Source organism: Bacteroides eggerthii, assembly GCF_025146565.1.
GTDB lineage: Bacteria > Bacteroidota > Bacteroidia > Bacteroidales > Bacteroidaceae > Bacteroides > Bacteroides eggerthii.
Genome location: NZ_CP102258.1, coordinates 602,975 through 621,751 on the forward strand (window position 1 = coordinate 602,975; position 18,777 = coordinate 621,751).

The 18,777-nt window shown below is 47.5% G+C and carries 15 protein-coding genes and 1 tRNA gene; 11 read left to right on the forward strand and 5 right to left on the reverse strand.

Translation table 11 applies throughout. The annotated features are described in order from the left end of the window. Positions 1-61: 61 nt before the first annotated feature. The gene (gene cysK / locus NQ546_RS02610; protein WP_004291751.1) at positions 62-1,009 is read right to left on the reverse strand and encodes a cysteine synthase A; all 948 of its coding nucleotides are present in this window, start codon (positions 1,007-1,009) and stop codon (positions 62-64) included. 160 nt (positions 1,010-1,169) lie between these two features. On the opposite strand from cysK, the gene epsC reads away from it, so the two are divergent. From epsC to NQ546_RS02665, 11 genes are all read left to right on the forward strand, one after another. Continuing rightward, on the forward strand, positions 1,170-2,069 hold the full coding sequence (gene epsC / locus NQ546_RS02615) for a serine O-acetyltransferase EpsC (RefSeq protein ID WP_004291753.1): 900 nt from the start codon (positions 1,170-1,172) through the stop codon (positions 2,067-2,069). Positions 2,070-2,148: 79 nt separating this feature from the next. Then, entirely contained in the window at positions 2,149-3,576 is a 1,428-nt protein-coding gene (locus tag NQ546_RS02620) for a THUMP domain-containing class I SAM-dependent RNA methyltransferase (protein ID WP_004291756.1), read from the forward strand. 22 nt (positions 3,577-3,598) lie between these two features. After that, positions 3,599-5,794, forward strand: a complete 2,196-nt coding sequence (locus NQ546_RS02625) for a S9 family peptidase (RefSeq protein ID WP_004291757.1) — start codon at positions 3,599-3,601, stop codon at positions 5,792-5,794. Between the two features lie 44 nt (positions 5,795-5,838). Then, positions 5,839-7,113, forward strand: coding sequence for a phosphoribosylamine--glycine ligase (gene purD / locus NQ546_RS02630; protein ID WP_004291758.1), 1,275 nt, complete (start codon positions 5,839-5,841; stop codon positions 7,111-7,113). 6 nt (positions 7,114-7,119) lie between these two features. Then, entirely contained in the window at positions 7,120-8,115 is a 996-nt protein-coding gene (locus NQ546_RS02635; RefSeq protein WP_004291759.1) for a hypothetical protein, read from the forward strand. Beyond that, positions 8,100-8,579, forward strand: coding sequence for a YqaA family protein (locus NQ546_RS02640; protein WP_004291760.1), 480 nt, complete (start codon positions 8,100-8,102; stop codon positions 8,577-8,579). Before NQ546_RS02635 ends, NQ546_RS02640 begins: the two co-directional genes overlap by 16 nt. Positions 8,580-8,612: 33 nt before the next feature. Further along, positions 8,613-9,335 (forward strand): tRNA (5-methylaminomethyl-2-thiouridine)(34)-methyltransferase MnmD, encoded by a 723-nt coding sequence (gene mnmD / locus NQ546_RS02645; protein WP_004291761.1) that lies wholly within the window; start codon positions 8,613-8,615, stop codon positions 9,333-9,335. 67 nt (positions 9,336-9,402) lie between these two features. Then, positions 9,403-10,299 (forward strand): metal ABC transporter solute-binding protein, Zn/Mn family, encoded by an 897-nt coding sequence (locus NQ546_RS02650; RefSeq protein ID WP_004291762.1) that lies wholly within the window; start codon positions 9,403-9,405, stop codon positions 10,297-10,299. A 10-nt stretch (positions 10,300-10,309) separates the two neighbouring features. Then, a complete protein-coding gene (locus NQ546_RS02655) occupies positions 10,310-11,080 on the forward strand; it encodes a metal ABC transporter ATP-binding protein (protein WP_004291763.1) in 771 nt (256 codons plus the stop codon). 157 nt (positions 11,081-11,237) lie between these two features. Beyond that, positions 11,238-14,582, forward strand: coding sequence for a glycosyltransferase family 117 protein (locus NQ546_RS02660; protein WP_004291765.1), 3,345 nt, complete (start codon positions 11,238-11,240; stop codon positions 14,580-14,582). A gap of 22 nt (positions 14,583-14,604) precedes the next feature. Beyond that, positions 14,605-15,219, forward strand: coding sequence for a polysaccharide deacetylase family protein (locus tag NQ546_RS02665; RefSeq protein ID WP_039953454.1), 615 nt, complete (start codon positions 14,605-14,607; stop codon positions 15,217-15,219). Between the two features lie 111 nt (positions 15,220-15,330). Here NQ546_RS02665 and NQ546_RS02670 read toward each other — a convergent pair whose 3' ends face one another. The 4 genes from NQ546_RS02670 to NQ546_RS02685 all read right to left on the reverse strand — a co-directional run bounded on the left by NQ546_RS02670 (position 15,331) and on the right by NQ546_RS02685 (position 18,686). Further along, a complete protein-coding gene (locus NQ546_RS02670) occupies positions 15,331-16,563 on the reverse strand; it encodes a DUF4861 domain-containing protein (RefSeq protein WP_004291767.1) in 1,233 nt (410 codons plus the stop codon). Between the two features lie 127 nt (positions 16,564-16,690). After that, entirely contained in the window at positions 16,691-17,494 is an 804-nt protein-coding gene (locus NQ546_RS02675) for a gluconate 5-dehydrogenase (RefSeq protein WP_004291768.1), read from the reverse strand. Positions 17,495-17,526: 32 nt separating this feature from the next. Further along, positions 17,527-18,369, reverse strand: coding sequence for a 5-dehydro-4-deoxy-D-glucuronate isomerase (kduI, locus tag NQ546_RS02680; protein WP_004291769.1), 843 nt, complete (start codon positions 18,367-18,369; stop codon positions 17,527-17,529). Positions 18,370-18,615: 246 nt separating this feature from the next. Next, positions 18,616-18,686 (reverse strand) — tRNA-Gln (locus NQ546_RS02685). Positions 18,687-18,777: the final 91 nt, after the last annotated feature.

An 18,777-nucleotide genomic window follows, 5' to 3' on the forward strand; every position in this document is an offset into this window, starting at 1 on the left:
TAAAAAAACCAATTATAAAAAGCCCGAGAATCAATTTAACAATCAGGCTTTTTATATTAAATCATAAAGGATATTCCTCAAAAGCATACAGCAGCGTTGACAAATAACGTTCTCCCGTATCAGGCAGCAATACCACGATGTTCTTGCCCTCATTCTCCGGTAGTTGCGCCAGTTCTGTGGCAGCACTCACAGCGGCTCCCGAAGAAATCCCCACTAACAGCCCTTCGTATCTTGCCAGTTCGCGGCTCGTACGGATAGCATCATCATTGGATACTTGCAGAATTCCGTCCACAATTGCACTATTATAGTTTTTGGGAACAAAGCCCGCACCGATACCCTGAATTTTATGCGGCCCCGGTTTCCCCCCCGATAGCACCGGCGAGTCTTCCGGTTCTACGGCTATCACCTTCACTTCGGGATTATGTTTCTTCAAAGCCGCTCCAACACCACTCACTGTTCCTCCGGTGCCTACCCCAGCGACAAACATATCGACTTTCCCGTCCGTATCCTGCCAAATTTCCTGTCCGGTAGTACGCTCATGAACAGCAGGGTTAGCATGATTGTCGAATTGTTGCAAAATCAGCGAACCGGGAGTGACCGACTTCAATTCTTCGGCACGCGCCATAGCGCCTTTCATGCCGTCCGCACCGGGAGTCAAGACAAGCTCCGCCCCAAGGGCTTTCAGCAAGTTGCAACGCTCCATGCTCATAGTGTCCGGCATAGTCAAAATCAGTTTATAGCCTTTGGCAGCCGCAACAAACGCAAGTCCCACCCCGGTATTTCCGCTGGTCGGTTCGATAATCGTCGCACCGGGTTTCAGCAGTCCTTTCGCTTCCGCATCTTCTATCATAGCCAGTGCGACACGATCCTTTACACTGCCCGCAGGATTAAAATATTCCAGTTTGACAATCACATGAGCTTTCAAGTCTTTACTCCTGCTATAATTATTCAACTCCAACAAAGGAGTGTTGCCTACCAAGTTGGTAAGCCGTTGTGCTATTTTTTTCATAACCTGTATAGTGAATTATTGATAATACAAAAATACGGCGAAGTCTGTTCATCCCAAATACCATAAATGTGGTAAATCCATACTATAAATGAGGGATATGTAGGAAAATTGGTGAGTATTTTATACCTTTGTAGCCACTTTATTAATAAAGGATATCATAATGAGTCCACTTAATTTTACTCACATCCTGACACAAGCAGTCGACGAGCTATCGGAAAGCGAATCTTACAAAGGACTGTTTCACCAGCACACAGACGGCAACCCATTGCCATCAGCTAAGGCATTGTGCGATATTATCGAATTGGCACGCGCCATTATCTTTCCCGGATATTTTGGAAATTCAACAGTCAACAGCCGTACGGTGACTTACCATATCGGAGTCAATGTGGAAAGACTGTTCGACCTGCTGACAGAACAGATACTTGCAGGACTCTGTTTCGGCAGCGATGATGAAGGCAGCTGCTGCACAGAGCTCCAGCGCGAGGAAGCCGCCTCAATCGCCGCCCGGTTCATCAGTCATTTGCCCGAACTGCGCCGCATACTGGCAACAGATGTGGAAGCCGCTTACAACGGCGATCCAGCCGCCCATTCGTTCGGTGAAGTCATCAGCTGCTATCCCGCCATTCGCGCCATCAGCAACTACCGTATAGCGCACGAACTGCTGGTGCTCGGTGTACCCCTTATCCCACGCATCATAACCGAAATGGCACATAGCGAAACCGGAATCGACATTCATCCGGGAGCCGCCATAGGCAGTTATTTCACGATAGACCATGGCACAGGTGTGGTAATCGGTGAGACTTGTATCATCGGCAATAACGTAAAACTATATCAGGGGGTGACCCTCGGAGCCAAAAGCTTCCCATTGGACGAAGACGGCAAGCCAATCAAAGGTATTCCCCGACACCCGATATTGGAAGATAATGTCATTGTCTACTCCAACGCCACCATACTGGGACGCATCACCATTGGAAAAAATGCTACCGTAGGCGGCAACATCTGGGTAACGGAAGATGTACCGGCAGGCGCAAGGATAGTACAGACCAAGGCAAAGAAATAGGCCTGCGAAATGGTGAATAAGAAAAAGAGAAACGACAGCAAAATAGAGAATTGTAATTGTAAAATAGAAAATAAATTAGATGAGCGAACAATCATTTGAAATGATTGCCAAAACTTTCCAAGGACTGGAAGAAACATTGGCACAAGAACTAACCTCCTTAGGAGCAGACGAGATACAGATAGGACGTCGTATGGTATCATTCTGCGGAGACAAGGAAATGATGTACAAGGCAAATTTCTGCCTGCGAACTGCTATCCGCATCCTGAAACCTATCAAGCATTTCGTTGCAAAGAATGCCGATGAAGTGTACGAACAAATCAAAGCAATCCACTGGGAAGATTATTTGGACGTCGACAAGACTTTCGCCGTAGACGCAGTCGTGTTCAGCGAAGAATTCCGCCATTCCAAGTTTGTCTCCTACAAAGTGAAAGACGCTATCGTAGACTACTTCCGGGACGCCTACAACAAACGCCCGTCCGTACGTATCAGCAAACCGGACGTATTGCTGAACATCCACATTGCGGAAACCAAATGCACGCTTTCCCTTGATTCATCGGGTGAGTCCCTGCATCGCCGCGGTTATCGCCAGGAAGCTGTGGAAGCTCCCCTGAATGAGGTTCTGGCTGCCGGTATGATACTTATGACAGGTTGGCATGGAGAATGTGACCTGATAGATCCAATGTGCGGTTCGGGTACAATCCCCATCGAAGCGGCTTTAATAGCCAGAAACATCGCACCGGGCGTATTCCGTAAGGAATTTGCTTTTGAGAAATGGATTGATTTCGACCAGGAACTGTTCGACAAGATTTACAATGATGACAGTCAGGAACGGGAATTCGATCATAAAATATACGGGTACGACAACAATCCGAAAGCCAATGAAATCGCAACCCATAACATAAAAGCCGCAGGCGTGTCCAAAGACGTAGCGCTGAAGCTACAACCGTTCCAGCAGTTTGAACAGCCCAAGGAAAAGGCCATTATCATCACCAACCCGCCTTATGGCGAACGTATATCTACCAACGACCTGCTGGGCTTATACTCCATGATTGGCGAACGGCTGAAACATGCCTTTATCGGCAACACCGCATGGATACTCTCTTATCGTGAAGAATGTTTCGACCAGATCGGACTGAAAGCTACTGCCAAGATACCTTTATTCAACGGTGCTTTGGAGTGTGAATTCCGCAAATATGAAATCTTCGACGGAAAATATAAAGAATTCAAAAAGCAAGAAAATGAAGAAGGCGACGATAAAGAAGAGTACAGACCATACGTATCAAGAGAGAGAAAGGAGTTCAAATCCGGCGAGAGAAGAGAATTCAAGCCAAGAGAAAGAAGAGAATTCAAACCGGATGAGAAACGGGAGTTCAAACCTCGCGGATACAGAAAACCGACAGACGGAGAATGGAAACCAAAGCGGGAGTTTAATAAAGAACGGGAGTTTAACAGAGACCGCAAACCCAGAGAGTTCCGGAAATGGGACAACGAACGGACTAACGACTGATATCGCTATAAAAAGAAGAGCTATGAACATAAAGAGAAGCAGTAAAGTGATCATGGCGCTGTTGCTGGCAGCATCTGCTTTATTTACAACTGAGCTTATGGCACAAGATTTGAAGAAACCAACCTTGGAGGACCTGCTTTCCGGTGGTGAAACCTATCGCATCATTGAAAACCTGCCGAATTTACGGTGGTGGGGCGACGTATGCATAAAGCCCGGCATCGACTCATTGTTTGCCGTCAACCCCAAAACCGGAAAAGAGACACTGCTCACAACGCGGGAAAAGGTTAATCAGGTGCTCAATTCATTGATAACCCCTACGGCGACAACAGCAGCCGTATCCGGACAGAAGAGAAGTAAAGTGCAGCATTTCTATAACACTGAATTCCCATGGCCGGACAAGCCGTATATGCTTATCAAACTGCCTGCAGAATACATCGTTTATGACTTTGAAAAAGACGAATTCGTTCAAGGCATGCCGCAAGCAGGAGAAAGGAAAGGCAGCGACATCGACTATACTCCGGAAGGAGGACACATAGCCTATACCGTAAAGAACAACCTTTTTGTGGACAACAAGGCCGTAACCAAAGAACCCGAAGGAATTGTGTGCGGGCAGAGTGTGCACCGCAATGAGTTCGGCATCAGCAAAGGCACTTTTTGGAGTCCTCAAGGAGATCTTCTAGCCTTTTACCGTATGAACGAAAGCATGGTAACCCCCTATCCTTTGGTGGACATTACCCCCAGAATAGCTCTGGTGGATAAAATACGCTACCCGATGGCAGGCATGCTCAGCCATCAGGTTTCCGTAGGTATTTATAATCCGGGCACCCAAAAGACCGTTTACCTGAATACCGGCGACCCCACCAATCGCTACTTTACCAATATCAGCTGGGCACCCGACGGAAAGAGCCTCTATCTCATAGAACTGAACCGCGAGCAGAACCATGCAAAACTTTGCCGGTATGACAGCAAAACCGGTGAACTGATGTCCACCCTCATGGAGGAAACACATACCAAGTACGTCGAACCCCAACATCCCATCCTGTTCCTGCCTTGGGATCACACGATGTTCATCTACCAGAGCCAGCGGGACGGCTATAATCACCTATATCTTTACAATACGGACGGCAAACTCATCAGGCAACTGACAAGGGGAGAGTGGCTGGTGCAAAAGATTTTGGGGTTCAACGCCAAGAAGAGGGAAGTAATCATCACCTCTACGGAAGTGTCCCCTCTGCAAAGCAACTTATATAAGGTAAATGTGAATACAGGCAAATGCACCCCGTTGGATAATGGCAAGGGGATCCATGAAGGAATACTCTCCGCTTCGGGCAGTTACATCATCGACCGTTATTCCACTCCCGACATTCCCCGCCAAATAGATATAATTACTACACAAAACGGGAAAAACGTGAGCCTGCTGACTGCAAAGAACCCGTATGAAGACTTCATTATGCCCATGATAGAAACAGGCACAATCAAAGCTGCCGACGGCAAGACCGACCTCCACTACCGCCTTGTCAAGCCTGCCGATTTCAATCCCGGCAAGAAGTATCCTACGATTATCTATGTATATGGCGGTCCTCATGCCCAATTGGTCACCAACGGCTGGATGACCGGTATACGCGGCTGGGACATCTACATGGCGAATAAAGGCTACATCATGTTCACGCTTGACAACCGCGGCAGTGAAAACCGCGGGCTGGAATTTGAGAACGTCACCTTCCGTCGTCTCGGCATAGAAGAGGGAAAAGACCAGATAAAAGGCGTTGAATTCCTGAAGAGCCTGCCTTATGTGGACGGTGAACGTATTGGTGTTCATGGCTGGAGTTTTGGCGGACACATGACCACCTCCCTGATGCTCCGTTATCCGGAGATATTCAAAGTAGGTGTTGCCGGCGGACCTGTCATCGACTGGAGCTATTATGAAATCATGTACGGCGAACGCTACATGGACACCCCTCAAAGTAATCCCCAAGGCTACAAGGAAACGAACCTGAAGAACCTTGCAGGCAATCTGAAGGGACATTTGCTCATCATCCACGATGACCACGACAGTACCTGCGTGCCCCAGCACACGCTTTCTTTCATGAAGGCATGTATCGACGCGCGCACTTATCCCGATCTATTCATCTACCCCGGACATCCGCATAATGTCAAGGGACGTGACCGTATACATCTGCATGAAAAAATAACCCGGTATTTCGAGGATTATTTATAGAGCAGCAGTATTTTTTCAACCGTAAATAACTAAAACATACCTATATGAAAGTATTATTACTCGGCTCAGGTGGCCGCGAACACGCTTTGGCTTGGAAGATTGCACAAAGCCCCAAAATAGAAAAACTGTACATCGCTCCCGGCAATGCAGGCACAAACGCAGTAGGCGAGAACGTAGAGATAAAGGCTACGGACTTCCCCGCCCTCAAGGCTTTTGCCCTTGAGCAGAAAATTGACATGATTGTGGTGGGTCCTGAAGACCCGCTGGTACAAGGCATTTTCGATTACTTCAAAGGAGATGCCTCCACGCAGCACATCGCCATTATCGGCCCCTCCGCAAAAGGTGCACAGTTGGAAGGCAGCAAGGAGTTTGCCAAAGAGTTCATGCTGCGCCACAACATTCCTACCGCCCGCTACAAAAGCGTAACCGCCGATACACTGGAAGAAGGCCTTGCCTTTCTTGATACTCTTACCGCCCCTTACGTATTGAAAGCCGACGGTTTGTGCGCCGGTAAAGGCGTACTGATTCTTCCCACTTTGGAAGAGGCCCGGAAAGAGCTGAAAGAGATGCTCAGCGGTATGTTCGGCGATGCCAGCGCAACGGTGGTTATCGAGGAGTTTCTCAGCGGCATAGAGTGCTCGGTATTCGTCCTGAGCGACGGTGAGCATTACAAGGTATTGCCCGTAGCCAAAGACTATAAACGTATCGGGGAAGGTGACAAAGGACTGAATACCGGTGGTATGGGTAGTGTAACTCCCGTTCCTTTCGCCAACGATGAATTTATGGAGAAGGTGCGCAAACGCATTATAGAACCTACCATCAACGGCTTGCGCGAAGAAGGTATCCTGTACAAAGGTTTCATCTTCCTGGGCCTTATCAACGTACAGAACGAACCGATGGTAATCGAATATAACGTTCGCATGGGCGATCCGGAAACAGAAAGCGTCATGCTACGTATTAAAAGCGATATTGTGGAGCTTTTTGAAGGCGTACATAAGGTAGACCTCGGCACCAAGACAATGGAGCTTGACCCGCGCACAGCAGCCTGCGTAATGCTGGTCAGCGGCGGTTATCCTGAAGCATATCAAAAAGGGTATCCGATGAGCGGTTTTGACTCTGCCGAAGCCACAGACAGCATCCTGTTCCATGCCGGCACTGCCGTAAAAGACGGACGCATCGTCACCAACGGCGGACGCGTCATAGCCGTCTGTTCGTATGGAGCGACCAAAGAAGAGGCTTTGGAAAAGAGTTATAAAGTGGCCGACATGCTAAGCTTCGAAGGCAAATACTTCCGTCGCGACATCGGATTCGACCTCTAACAAGCAATGAGAACCCAAAGATTCCAAAACCGGGTTACGGCGGGACGCTTCACGCTTCCCGTCGCCATTCTCCTGTCGGTAGCCTGCTGGATACTGAGCGCTATTTTATTGCCCGATTTGGATGTGCAGAAAGACAATTATCCTTTGTGGAACACGTTCTGCAACTCATGTATTCCAGCCTGGGGTAACCGTCTTTCCAGTTTTATCCTATACTCCGTCATAGGCTATTTTCTGATCGGCCTGAACAATGCATTCGCCATCATCCGCATGCGTGCATCGGTGCAGACCGGCATTTATTTTCTATTGATTTCCGTTTGTCCGAGCCTGCACGTACTATATGCAGGAGATTTAGCGGCGATCGCTTTCCTGATAGCCCTGTTTTTCCTGTTCAAGAGCTATCAGCATCCCAAGCCTGCCGGTTATCTTTTCCACACATTCACATTCATCGGAACCGGCAGTCTGCTTTTTCCGCAACTCACGTACTTCGCACCCATATTCTGGATAGGCGCATATAACTTCCAGTCCCTCCACACCAAGAGTTTCTTCGCCTCACTCGTCGGTTGGAGCCTGCCCTATTGGTTCCTGCTGGGCTATGCCTACACCTCCGGACAAATGGACCTATTCTACCGACCGTTTCTGGAACTGGTGAATTTCCACCCTGTCCGGTTTAATTTTCAGCCATGGGAACTGGCCACAAGCGGATATTTACTCCTTTTATATATAGTGAGTTCAAGCCACTGCCTGATTGCCGGATATGAGGACAAGATACGCACGCGCAGTTACTTGCATTTCCTGATATTCCTGAACTTCTGCATTTTTGCCTACATAGGTTTGCAACCTGCCTTATATCCCCATTTGTTATCTTTGCTGCTCATCGGTGTCAGCATCCTGATAGGGCATTTGTTCGTACTGACCAATAGCCGGAGTTCCAACATATTCTTCATCATTATGCTGGTCGGATTATTCACTTTATTCGGATTCAACCTATGGACGCTTTTGTAGGCACACTGATACAGTTGCTGATTGACTGGGGTTATGCAGGGCTTTTCATTTCCGCCTTACTGGCCGGAAGCATTGTCCCGTTCAGTTCGGAGTTGGTGATGATAGCACTCGTCAAAGTAGGGCTAAGCCCCGCCATTTGCGTTCTTGCCGCAACATTGGGGAATACGGCTGGCGGCATGACCTGCTACTACATGGGATGTCTCGGCAAAACAGACTGGATTGAAAAATACTTCAAGGTAAAGAAGGAGAAAATCGACAAGATGCAGCGTTTTCTGCAAGGGAAAGGAGCGCTTATGGCTTTCTTTGCTTTCCTGCCTTTCGTAGGAGAGGCCATTGCCATAGCATTGGGATTTATGCGCAGCAACGTCACTCTGACTGTCTTCTCCATGTTTGTGGGGAAACTGATACGGTACATCGTCATGCTACTGGCATTGCAAGGGGCGTTGTCGATGATTAACGGTTAGTAATTTGTAGCACCCAATGATTTGTATGTGTGTATGAAACGGATTATAGAACGAACAGAAGACGGGAGCGCGACATTATTCGTGCCGGAACTGAATGAGCATTACCATTCGGTAAAAGGAGCCCGCACCGAATCTCAACATATCTTCATTGATATGGGGTTTAAAGCATCCACCGCTTTCCAACCGCGTATTCTCGAAATAGGATTCGGTACGGGCCTGAACGCTTTGCTCACTCTGGAAACTGCCGGAGAGGAGAAAAGGGCGGTTCACTACACCGGCATCGAGCTCTATCCCTTGTCGTGGGAAGAAGTCGATGTTTTAAATTATAGCGACAACCCCCTATTTAAGAAACTGCACACTTCACCCTGGAACAAGGACGTGAACATTACGTCTTATTTTACGTTACACAAGGTACAAGGAGACGTTAGCCAAGTATTTTGTGACAGACCTTCAACTACTGACGGCGAATCATCCGCCAAATCTCCGGCACTCTTCACAGACCACTTGTTCGACCTCGTTTATTTCGATGCCTTTGCTCCCGAAAAGCAACCGGAAATGTGGAGCGAAGAGCTTTTCCGGAATATATATGCCGGTATGAATACAGATGGAATACTGACTACATACTGTGCAAAAGGCGTTATCCGCCGCCTTCTGCAAGCAGTCGGATTTACTGTAGAACGGCTCCCCGGTCCGCCCGGCGGCAAGCGCGAGATACTCCGGGCATCAAAAAAAGTAGAAGAGCAGACCTCAGGCTAAGGAAGAAGAACTGTACAACGGTTGCCCTGACCCTGAATTACTTATATTAAAACCATAAATAAAATAGATGAAAAAGATATATTTTTTACTGCTTGCAACTATACTGGCAGCTTCCTGCAAACCAAGAAGCAACCAAAGCCAAAACAGCAACGACAAACCCGTCATTACTGTTACCCTTGAACCATTGCGGTACTTTACCGAAGCCATTGCCGGCGATCATTTCACAGTAGTCAGCATGGTTCCCAAAGGTACAAGCCCGGAGACCTACGACCCTACGCCCCAGCAACTTGTAGACCTTGCCCACAGTAAGGCATATTTCCGTATCGGCTACATCGGATTCGAACAAAGCTGGACAGACAAGCTGACAGACAATGCCCCCCACTTACAATTCTTTGACATGTCGCAAGGAGTTGATTTGATTTATGACGATACGCACATCCATCATCACACAACGGATGAAGAGGAACATCCGCATGCCGCCGGGGTAGAACCCCATATATGGAATTCCACCGTCAACGCGCAAATCATTGCAGGCAATATCCTAAGTGCGCTGTGCAGCATTGACAAAAACAATGAGGATTCCTATATGGAACGCTATAACGCCCTTTGCCGGCAAATAGAGCATACCGACAGTCTCATCCGGCAAACGCTTGCAACACCTGGCGCAGACCATGCCTTTATGATTTACCACCCGGCGCTTTCTTATTTCGCCCGCGACTACGGATTGCATCAAATACCTATCGAAGCCGGCGGCAAAGAACCCTCACCCGCACATCTGAAAGCACTGATTGACACCTGCAAAGACGAAAAAGTACACGTCATCTTCGTGCAACCGGAATTTGACCGGCGCAATGCCGAACTCATCGCCAAACAAACCGGAACCCGCGTGGTTGATATCAATCCCCTATCCTACGACTGGGAGGCAGAGATGATGCATACAGCAAAGTCCCTGGCAGAGAAATAACCCCATTGATATGCCCATGAAACCAATTATTGAAATAAAGAACCTCAATGCCGGATACGACAGTCGTACAGTGCTTCGCGACATAAGCCTCACCGTTTACGATCGGGATTTTCTAGGTATTATCGGTCCGAACGGAGGAGGCAAGACTACCCTTATAAAGTGTATTCTGGGCCTGCTCAAACCCTCTTCCGGCGAAATTATCTTCACATCTTCCCGCATGACGGGCAATTCACAGCTCACCATGGGCTATCTGCCCCAGTACAACAGCATAGACCGCAAATTTCCCATCACCGTCGAAGAAGTGATCCTGTCGGGACTCAGCAGCAAGAAGCCACTCACTTCACGTTTCACGAAAGAACATAGGGAGAAAGCCAGTCAAGTCATTGTTCGCATGGGGCTGGAAGGACTGGAAGAACGCGCCATCGGCGCATTGAGCGGTGGTCAGCTCCAACGTGCCCTACTGGGCCGCGCCATCATCTCCGATCCCGAGGTAGTTATCCTCGACGAACCCAGCACCTACATTGACAAGCGTTTCGAAGCCCGCCTGTATCAGTTGCTGGCAGAAATCAACAAGGATTGCGCCATCATACTCGTGAGTCACGACATAGGCACAGTGCTGCAACAGGTGAAATCTATCGCCTGCGTCAATGAAACACTGGACTACCACCCCGATACGGGCATCACCGAAGAATGGTTGGAACGCAACTTCAACTGCCCCATAGAACTGCTGGGACATGGCACATTGCCACACCGGATATTGGGAGAGCATCATCACCATTAGGAGAAATGACGAAACTTTTGTTTTTGCATAAATTCCCCCTATATCTTTTAACCAATCCTAATAATACGCCTTATTGTCACTTATTTAGAACTGAAATCATTATCTTTGCGCCCATATATGCCGAAATTAAAATAAAATTATAACGAATTTCATCCGAATGAAACAGTACAAAACCGTAAACAACCTGATCGGTTGGATTACATTCATCATTGCAGCAACGGTTTATTGCATGACCATTGAGCCGACTGCAAGTTTTTGGGACTGCCCGGAGTTCATCACCACCGGTTATAAGTTGGAAGTAGGACACCCGCCCGGCGCACCGTTCTTCATGTTAGTGGCCAATCTGTTCTCACAATTTGCTTCCGATGCCACTACCGTAGCCAAAATGGTGAACTATATGAGTGCGCTGATGAGCGCCGCCTGCATCCTGTTCCTGTTTTGGAGCATCACGCACTTGGTACGCAAACTGGTGGTAAACGATGAGAACAATATCACCAAAGGACAACTGATTACTATCATGGGCAGCGGCCTCGTGGGTGCGCTGGCATATACATTCAGCGATACATTCTGGTTCAGTGCGGTGGAAGGAGAGGTATATGCTTTCTCTTCACTGTTTACAGCCGTTGTATTCTGGCTGATACTGAAATGGGAAGACGTAGCGGACGAACCACACTCCGACCGTTGGCTGATCCTGATCGCCTATCTCACCGGATTGAGTATCGGCGTTCACTTGCTGAACTTGCTCTGTCTCCCGGCTATCGTATTGGTCTACTACTACAAAAAAGTGCCCAATGCCAACGCAAAAGGCTCTCTATTAGCCCTTCTCGCATCAATGGTGCTGGTGGCAGCCGTATTGTACGGCATCGTTCCGGGCATTGTAAAAGTAGGCGGCTGGTTCGAGCTGCTCTTCGTCAACACACTCGGACTGTCCTTCAACAGTGGTGTCATCGTATATATCATCCTACTGGCAGCCTGCCTCATTTGGGGCGTATACGAAAGCTATACCGAAAAGAGCAAGTCGCGCATGGCACTCTCGTTCATCCTGACCATAGCCATGCTGGGTATTCCTTTCTACGGACATGGCGGCAGCTCTATCGTTATCGGCATCATCGTCACCGCATTGCTGTGGCTCTATCTCAAGCCAGGTACGCAGGAGAAGATCAAAGAGAAATATCGCGTATCGGCACGCACACTGAACACATCACTATTGTGCACCATGATGATTGTCATCGGATATTCATCATACGCACTTATCGTGATCCGCTCCACCGCCAACACACCGATGGACCAGAACTCTCCGGAGGACATCTTCACGCTGGGCGAATACCTGGGACGCGAGCAATATGGTACACGCCCGCTGTTCTACGGTCCGGCATACTCCTCACAAGTAGCCCTGGATGTGAAAGACGGTTATTGCGAACCGCGCATCTCCTACAACGGAACCAAATACATCCGTAAGGAAAAGGCTTCCGCCGATGAGAAAGACAGTTATATTGAAATTCCCGGACGTATCGAATACGAATACGCACAAAATATGCTCTTCCCGCGTATGTACAGCAGTACGCATGCCAACCAATACCAAACCTGGCAGGACATCAAGGGATATGACGTCCCCTACGACAAATGTGGTGAAATGATTATGGTAACCATGCCTACGCAGTGGGAAAACATCAAATTCTTCTTCTCCTACCAGCTCAACTGGATGTACTGGCGCTACTTCATGTGGAATTTCGCCGGACGCCAGAACGACTTGCAAGGCAGCGGAGAAATAGAGCATGGCAACTGGATTACCGGCATCAAGTTCATCGATAATATACTCGTGGGCAACCAAGACTTGCTGCCGAAAGAACTGAAAGAGAACAAAGGACACAACGTATTCTACTGCCTACCGTTGCTGCTCGGCATCATCGGCCTGTTGTGGCAGGCCTACCGCGGTCAGAAAGGTATCCAGCAGTTCTGGGTGGTGTTCTTCCTCTTCTTCATGACCGGTATAGCTATCGTGCTCTACTTGAACCAGACGCCGAGTCAGCCGCGTGAGCGTGACTATGCGTATGCCGGTTCGTTCTACGCTTTTGCCATCTGGATTGGTATGGGTGTGGCAGGCATTATCCGCCTGTTGCAGCACTACGTCAAGATGAAAGAGCTCCCCGCTGCAGCCATCGTTTCAGCAGCCTGCCTGCTTGTCCCCATACAAATGGCAAGCCAAACATGGGACGATCACGACCGCAGTGGTCGCTATGTGGCACGCGACTTCGGCCAGAACTACCTGATGTCATTACAGGAAACAGGCAATCCGATTATCTATACCAACGGTGACAACGACACGTTCCCCTTGTGGTATAATCAGGAGACGGAAGGTTTCCGTACCGATGCCCGTACCTGTAACCTTAGTTACTTGCAGACTGACTGGTACATCGACCAAATGAAGCGTCCAGCCTACGACTCTCCTTCCCTTCCCATCACATGGGACCGCATGGAATATGTAGAAGGTACCAACGAATATGTTCCGGTACGCCCTGAATACAAAAAGAGCATCGACGCCCTCTATGCCGAAGCCGAAAAACAAGCTTTGAACGGCAACGCCGAAGCGTTAATAAACGTAAAAAAAGAATTCGGTGAAAATCCTTACGAACTCAAAAACATACTGAAATACTGGGTACGCAGCAAAAACCAAGACTTGAAGGTAATTCCTACCGACAGCATTGTCATGAAGGTGGATAAAGAAGCCGTACGCCGCAGCGGCATGATGATACCGGGCGACTCTATCCCCGACTACATGCACATCTCGTTGAAAGGCAAACGCGCCCTTTACAAGAGCGAGCTGATGATGCTTGAAATGTTGTCGGAAGCCAATTGGGAACGTCCTATCTACATTGCAGTCAGCGTGGGACCGGAAAACCAATTGAATATGGGGAACCACTTCATCCAGGAAGGCCTTACCTATCGTTTCACTCCATTCGACACAGACAAACTGGGTGTAAAGATTGATAGTGAAAAGATGTACGACAACCTGATGAACAAGTTCAAGTTCGGTGGTATCGACAAGCCGGGTATCTACATTGATGAAAATGCGATGCGTATGTGTCACTCGCACCGCCGTATCTTCTCACAGCTTGTACAGCAGTTGGTACGTGAGGGCAAGAAAGACAAGGCAAAAGCTGCACTGGACTATGCCGAAAAGATGATCCCTGCCTACAACGTACCGTACGACTGGCAAAACGGCGCTGTACAAATGGCCGAATCGTACTACCAGTTAGGAGATTCTGCAAAAGCGGACGAGATGATGAAAACGCTTGCCGACAAAGCAGTGGAATACCTCACCTGGTATCTAAGCATGGACGACAGCCGCTTCGCGATCTCTACCCGCGAATTTGAATACCATTGGGCAGTGCTTGATGCCGAAGTAAAGATTATGAAGAAATATAATTCCAAACTGGCAGAGATATACGACCCGAAGGTAAAAGAGTTATACAACTTATATATAGAAAGACTTAAACAGTGATAACCGTTAATCATCAATAATCGTGTTTATAGAACAGCCTCCTGAGTTTGTTCGTAAGTTATACCCCAGCGCAGTCTGGCGAATGGATCCGAATGAGAGAGCCGTTTATCTGACTTTTGATGACGGACCTATCCCCGGAGTAACTCCTTGGGTTCTCGACTTGCTTGACAAATATAACATAAAAGCCACCTTTTTTATGGTGGGCGACAACATTCGTAAGCATCCCGATGAATTTCAAATGGTTGTAGAAAGGGGACACCGCATCGGTAACCATACTTTCAACCATCTTAGGGGATTTGAATACAACTTCAAAGACTATATGGCAAACGCGGAGAAAGCAAACGAAGTAATGCAAACAGACCTGTTCCGCCCTCCGCATGGGCACATGGGATGGACGCAGTATATGATGCTGAAACGCCGCTATAAAATAATAATGTGGGATTTAGTGACTCGCGATTATAGTAAGAAGCTGCGTGGGCCGCAAGTGCTTGCCAATGTTATGAGATATGCACGTAATGGCTCTATCATCACATTTCACGATTCCCTAAAGTCTTGGAACAACGGCAACCTGCAATATGCATTGCCACGAGCCATAGAGTTCCTAAAGGAAGAGGGGTACGAATTCAAATTACTTTGAGAAATAAAACATGAGAGTTGAAAGTCAGGCCGCGCAATTATGCTGCATAGCGTGAACTTTCAACTCTCAACATTTCAAGGCTATGAGATTTTCAACTCATCCACGCCTTTTTTAGTTTACTTTTACCGTCAACGGATTGCGTACTTTCTGAGCAAAGTCTGCCATATACTGATTCCAGGCAGCGGCAGTCTTGATATCTGCCCTGTCCCATGCAAATCCCCAATAATACACATATTCTGAACCCGGTTCATAATCGCTGACAGCAAGTACATGACCGTCGGCGTTATTACGCTCTTTCTTCTCCTTTTCAGAGAAAAGTACGGTTTTGGCATCTTTGACAACCGTAGGAACAGCAGCTCCTATAAAGATTTTACCATTGTCGGGGCCTGTCGTAGGGTCTACATAAGTAATGTAACCGTTAGCGGCATCGGCAACAACAGCTCCGTCCGGTTCATGCAGCACAATGCCCGTAACGATAGGCAATGTTTCTTTCAGGTTAGAGTATGATACGGCTGTTTTGTTCAGGTGCGAACCTGCATCCAGTGTAATCAGACGCGTCTCTACAACAGTCGAGTCACCCTTTACGGTCAAAGGATTGAACTCCAGCCTTACCGTAAAGCGCAATGGGCCATTATCCAGAATTTCCTGGCTCTTATAACACCAGGGATAGATGATGCTGTCATCCACCATTAACGCAGCTACACCGGCTCCCAATGTAGGACCCACCGCATAGCAATCCATTCCATGTCCATGGTCGATATGATAAGACAATTCCTTCAACAACCCGGCAGCCTTCTCCGGCTCCGTTTTCTTCAATTCTTTCAGTTTCGCGCGAGTTTCCTTATCGGTCTCCTTTGCATACATGCCCTCCAGTATCGGTTCGGAAGTATCGCGCTTGGTAAACAGGTCATAACCAAATCCACGCTCCCCTTTTGCCTGCAAAGCAGGGCCATACGCGCGGAAAGCCACCAAGTCGTTTTCCCAGGCCATATCATCCATACGTTCGGGATAGCATTTGCCGCAAGCCTTTACATCGAAAGATTCCGGAATACCGGCTTGTATGGTGTAAGTGGCAGAACTATTGGCAGCTACCGTAGCGGGAAATATAACTTTGCCGTCATAGGTAATCTGATAAGGGAGCTGTTGCCCGTCGACATTCAGAACCACAATCTGTGCCGTATCTGCCAATCCCAACCGGTTTGTAACAGTTTCCATAGATACCTCTATCACCTCATTAGAGCGCTCCAAAGCCAACGGGTTGGTTACCGTAACGGTTACCGTCTTACTTTCGTTACAAGCGAAGCAAAACAAAGCCGTCATACATAATAAAAGAAGTTTCTTCATTGATTAATGTGCTAATGTGACAATATATAAATGACTAATACGTAATGTGCCAATACCCAAATCACTACGCCATACATAGCGCAGCCAATTGGCATATTGGCACATTAGCAAATTAGCAAATTAAGATTTACTTAGGTTGTTTTCCGATGTAAGCCAAAATACCACCATCAACGTACAGCACATGTCCGTTAACCGCGTTAGAAGCCTCAGATGCCAAGAATACAGCAGGACCTGTAAGTTCTTCCGGATCCAACCAACGACCGGCCGGAGTCTTAGCGCAAATGAATGAGTCGAACGGATGACGGCTGCCGTCAGCTTGTTTTTCACGCAACGGAGCAGTTTGCGGAGTAGCGATGTAACCCGGACCGATACCATTACATTGAATGTTGTATTCACCGTATTCAGAGCAGATGTTACGAGTCAACATCTTCAAGCCGCCCTTAGCTGCAGCGTATGCAGATACAGTCTCACGACCCAGCTCGGACATCATAGAACAGATGTTGATAATCTTACCATGACCCTTCTTCATCATTGCAGGCAGAACAGCCTTAGATACAATGAACGGAGCGTTCAGGTCGATGTCTATAACGCGACGGAAATCGGCAGCTTCCATTTCGTGCATAGGAACACGACGGATAATACCTGCATTGTTCACCAAAATATCGATAGTGCCTACTTCTTTCTCAATAGTTGCTACCATAGCCTGAACAGCCGGTTCATCAGTCACGTCGCATACATAGCCATGTGCCTTGATACCCTTTTCAGCATAAGCAGCCATACCTTTATCCACCAATTCCTGATTGATATCGTTAAAACAGATTTTAGCACCTTGCTCTGCAAAAGCTGAAGCAATAGCAAAACCGATACCATAAGAAGCACCTGTAACGAGGGCTACTTTACCTTCCAAAGAAAAATTCAAATACTGATTCATGATGTTTATTTATTTTAGGTTGAAAAATAGTGTTATTTTAAGTCTGTAATCAAAGAAAAGTCCTGATCCCCGTAGTCCAGATTCTCACCACCCATACCCCATATAAAGGTATAATTGTGCGTAGCGGCAGCAGAATGGATAGACCATTCGGGAGAGAGAACGGCCTGGTCGCCTTTCATCCACACATGGCGGGTTTCGTCTACTTCGCCCATAAAGTGGCAGATAGCATGGTCTTCCGGTATTTCAAAATAGAAGTAGGCTTCCATACGGCGGCTGTGGACATGTGCCGGCATTGTATTCCACACACTGCCCGGAGCAAGCTCCGTCATACCCATTTGTAACTGGCAAGTCGGCAATACCTGATTAACCAGCATCTTATTAATATTACGATGATTGGAACCTTCCAAAGAACCCATTTCGGCCACAACCGCGTCTTTCTTCGTTACTTTCCTATCAGGATAATTGCGATGAGCCGTTACCGAATTAAAATAGAATTTAGCCGGATGGGCTGCATCCTTGCTCTCAAAAGTAACTTCACGATCGCCCGAACCCAGATAAAGGGCCTCCTTATAACCCATTTCAAAGACGGCATCACCGGCTTTCACAACCCCCGGTCCGCCTACATTGAAAATGCCAATTTCACGACGAGTCAGGAAATAAGGCGCCTTCAAAGGATCAATAGCTTCCAGTTGCAGTACTTCACCTACCGGCATAACGCCACCCACTACCATACGGTCGTACATGGAATACACCATGTTTACTTCATTGGGAGAAAATACTTTCTCTATAAGAAAATCACGGCGGATTCTTTTTGTATCATAACTTTTCGCATCCTCCGGATGAGCAGCGTAGCGAATTTCATAGTTTGTTTTCATGATTTTATTACGTTTTTAAGTTATCAAGTAAATAGCCGAACGGCACGTCGTTTACGTACACGATTGCAAATGTAGGAAAAGAAAACGGCAAAACATCGCGTTTTTGTCCTAATTATCTATCAAAATTGTACAAAGTAAAGGGAAAAATGGCATAAAACCGGCCATTTCAGAAAAGAGCAACCATTAAACGCGGCATAATACAAAATAAGCTCCAACAATCAGTAATTGTCAGAGCTTATTATTTCGTTGGACTACCAAGATTCGAACTTGGACAAACAGAACCAAAACCTGTTGTGCTACCATTACACCATAGTCCAAACTTATGTGCTTTCTGTTAAAAAGCGGTGCAAAGATAGAAGTATGTCCCGAAATATGCAAATATTTCGGGACATTTTTTCATCAGCTTCT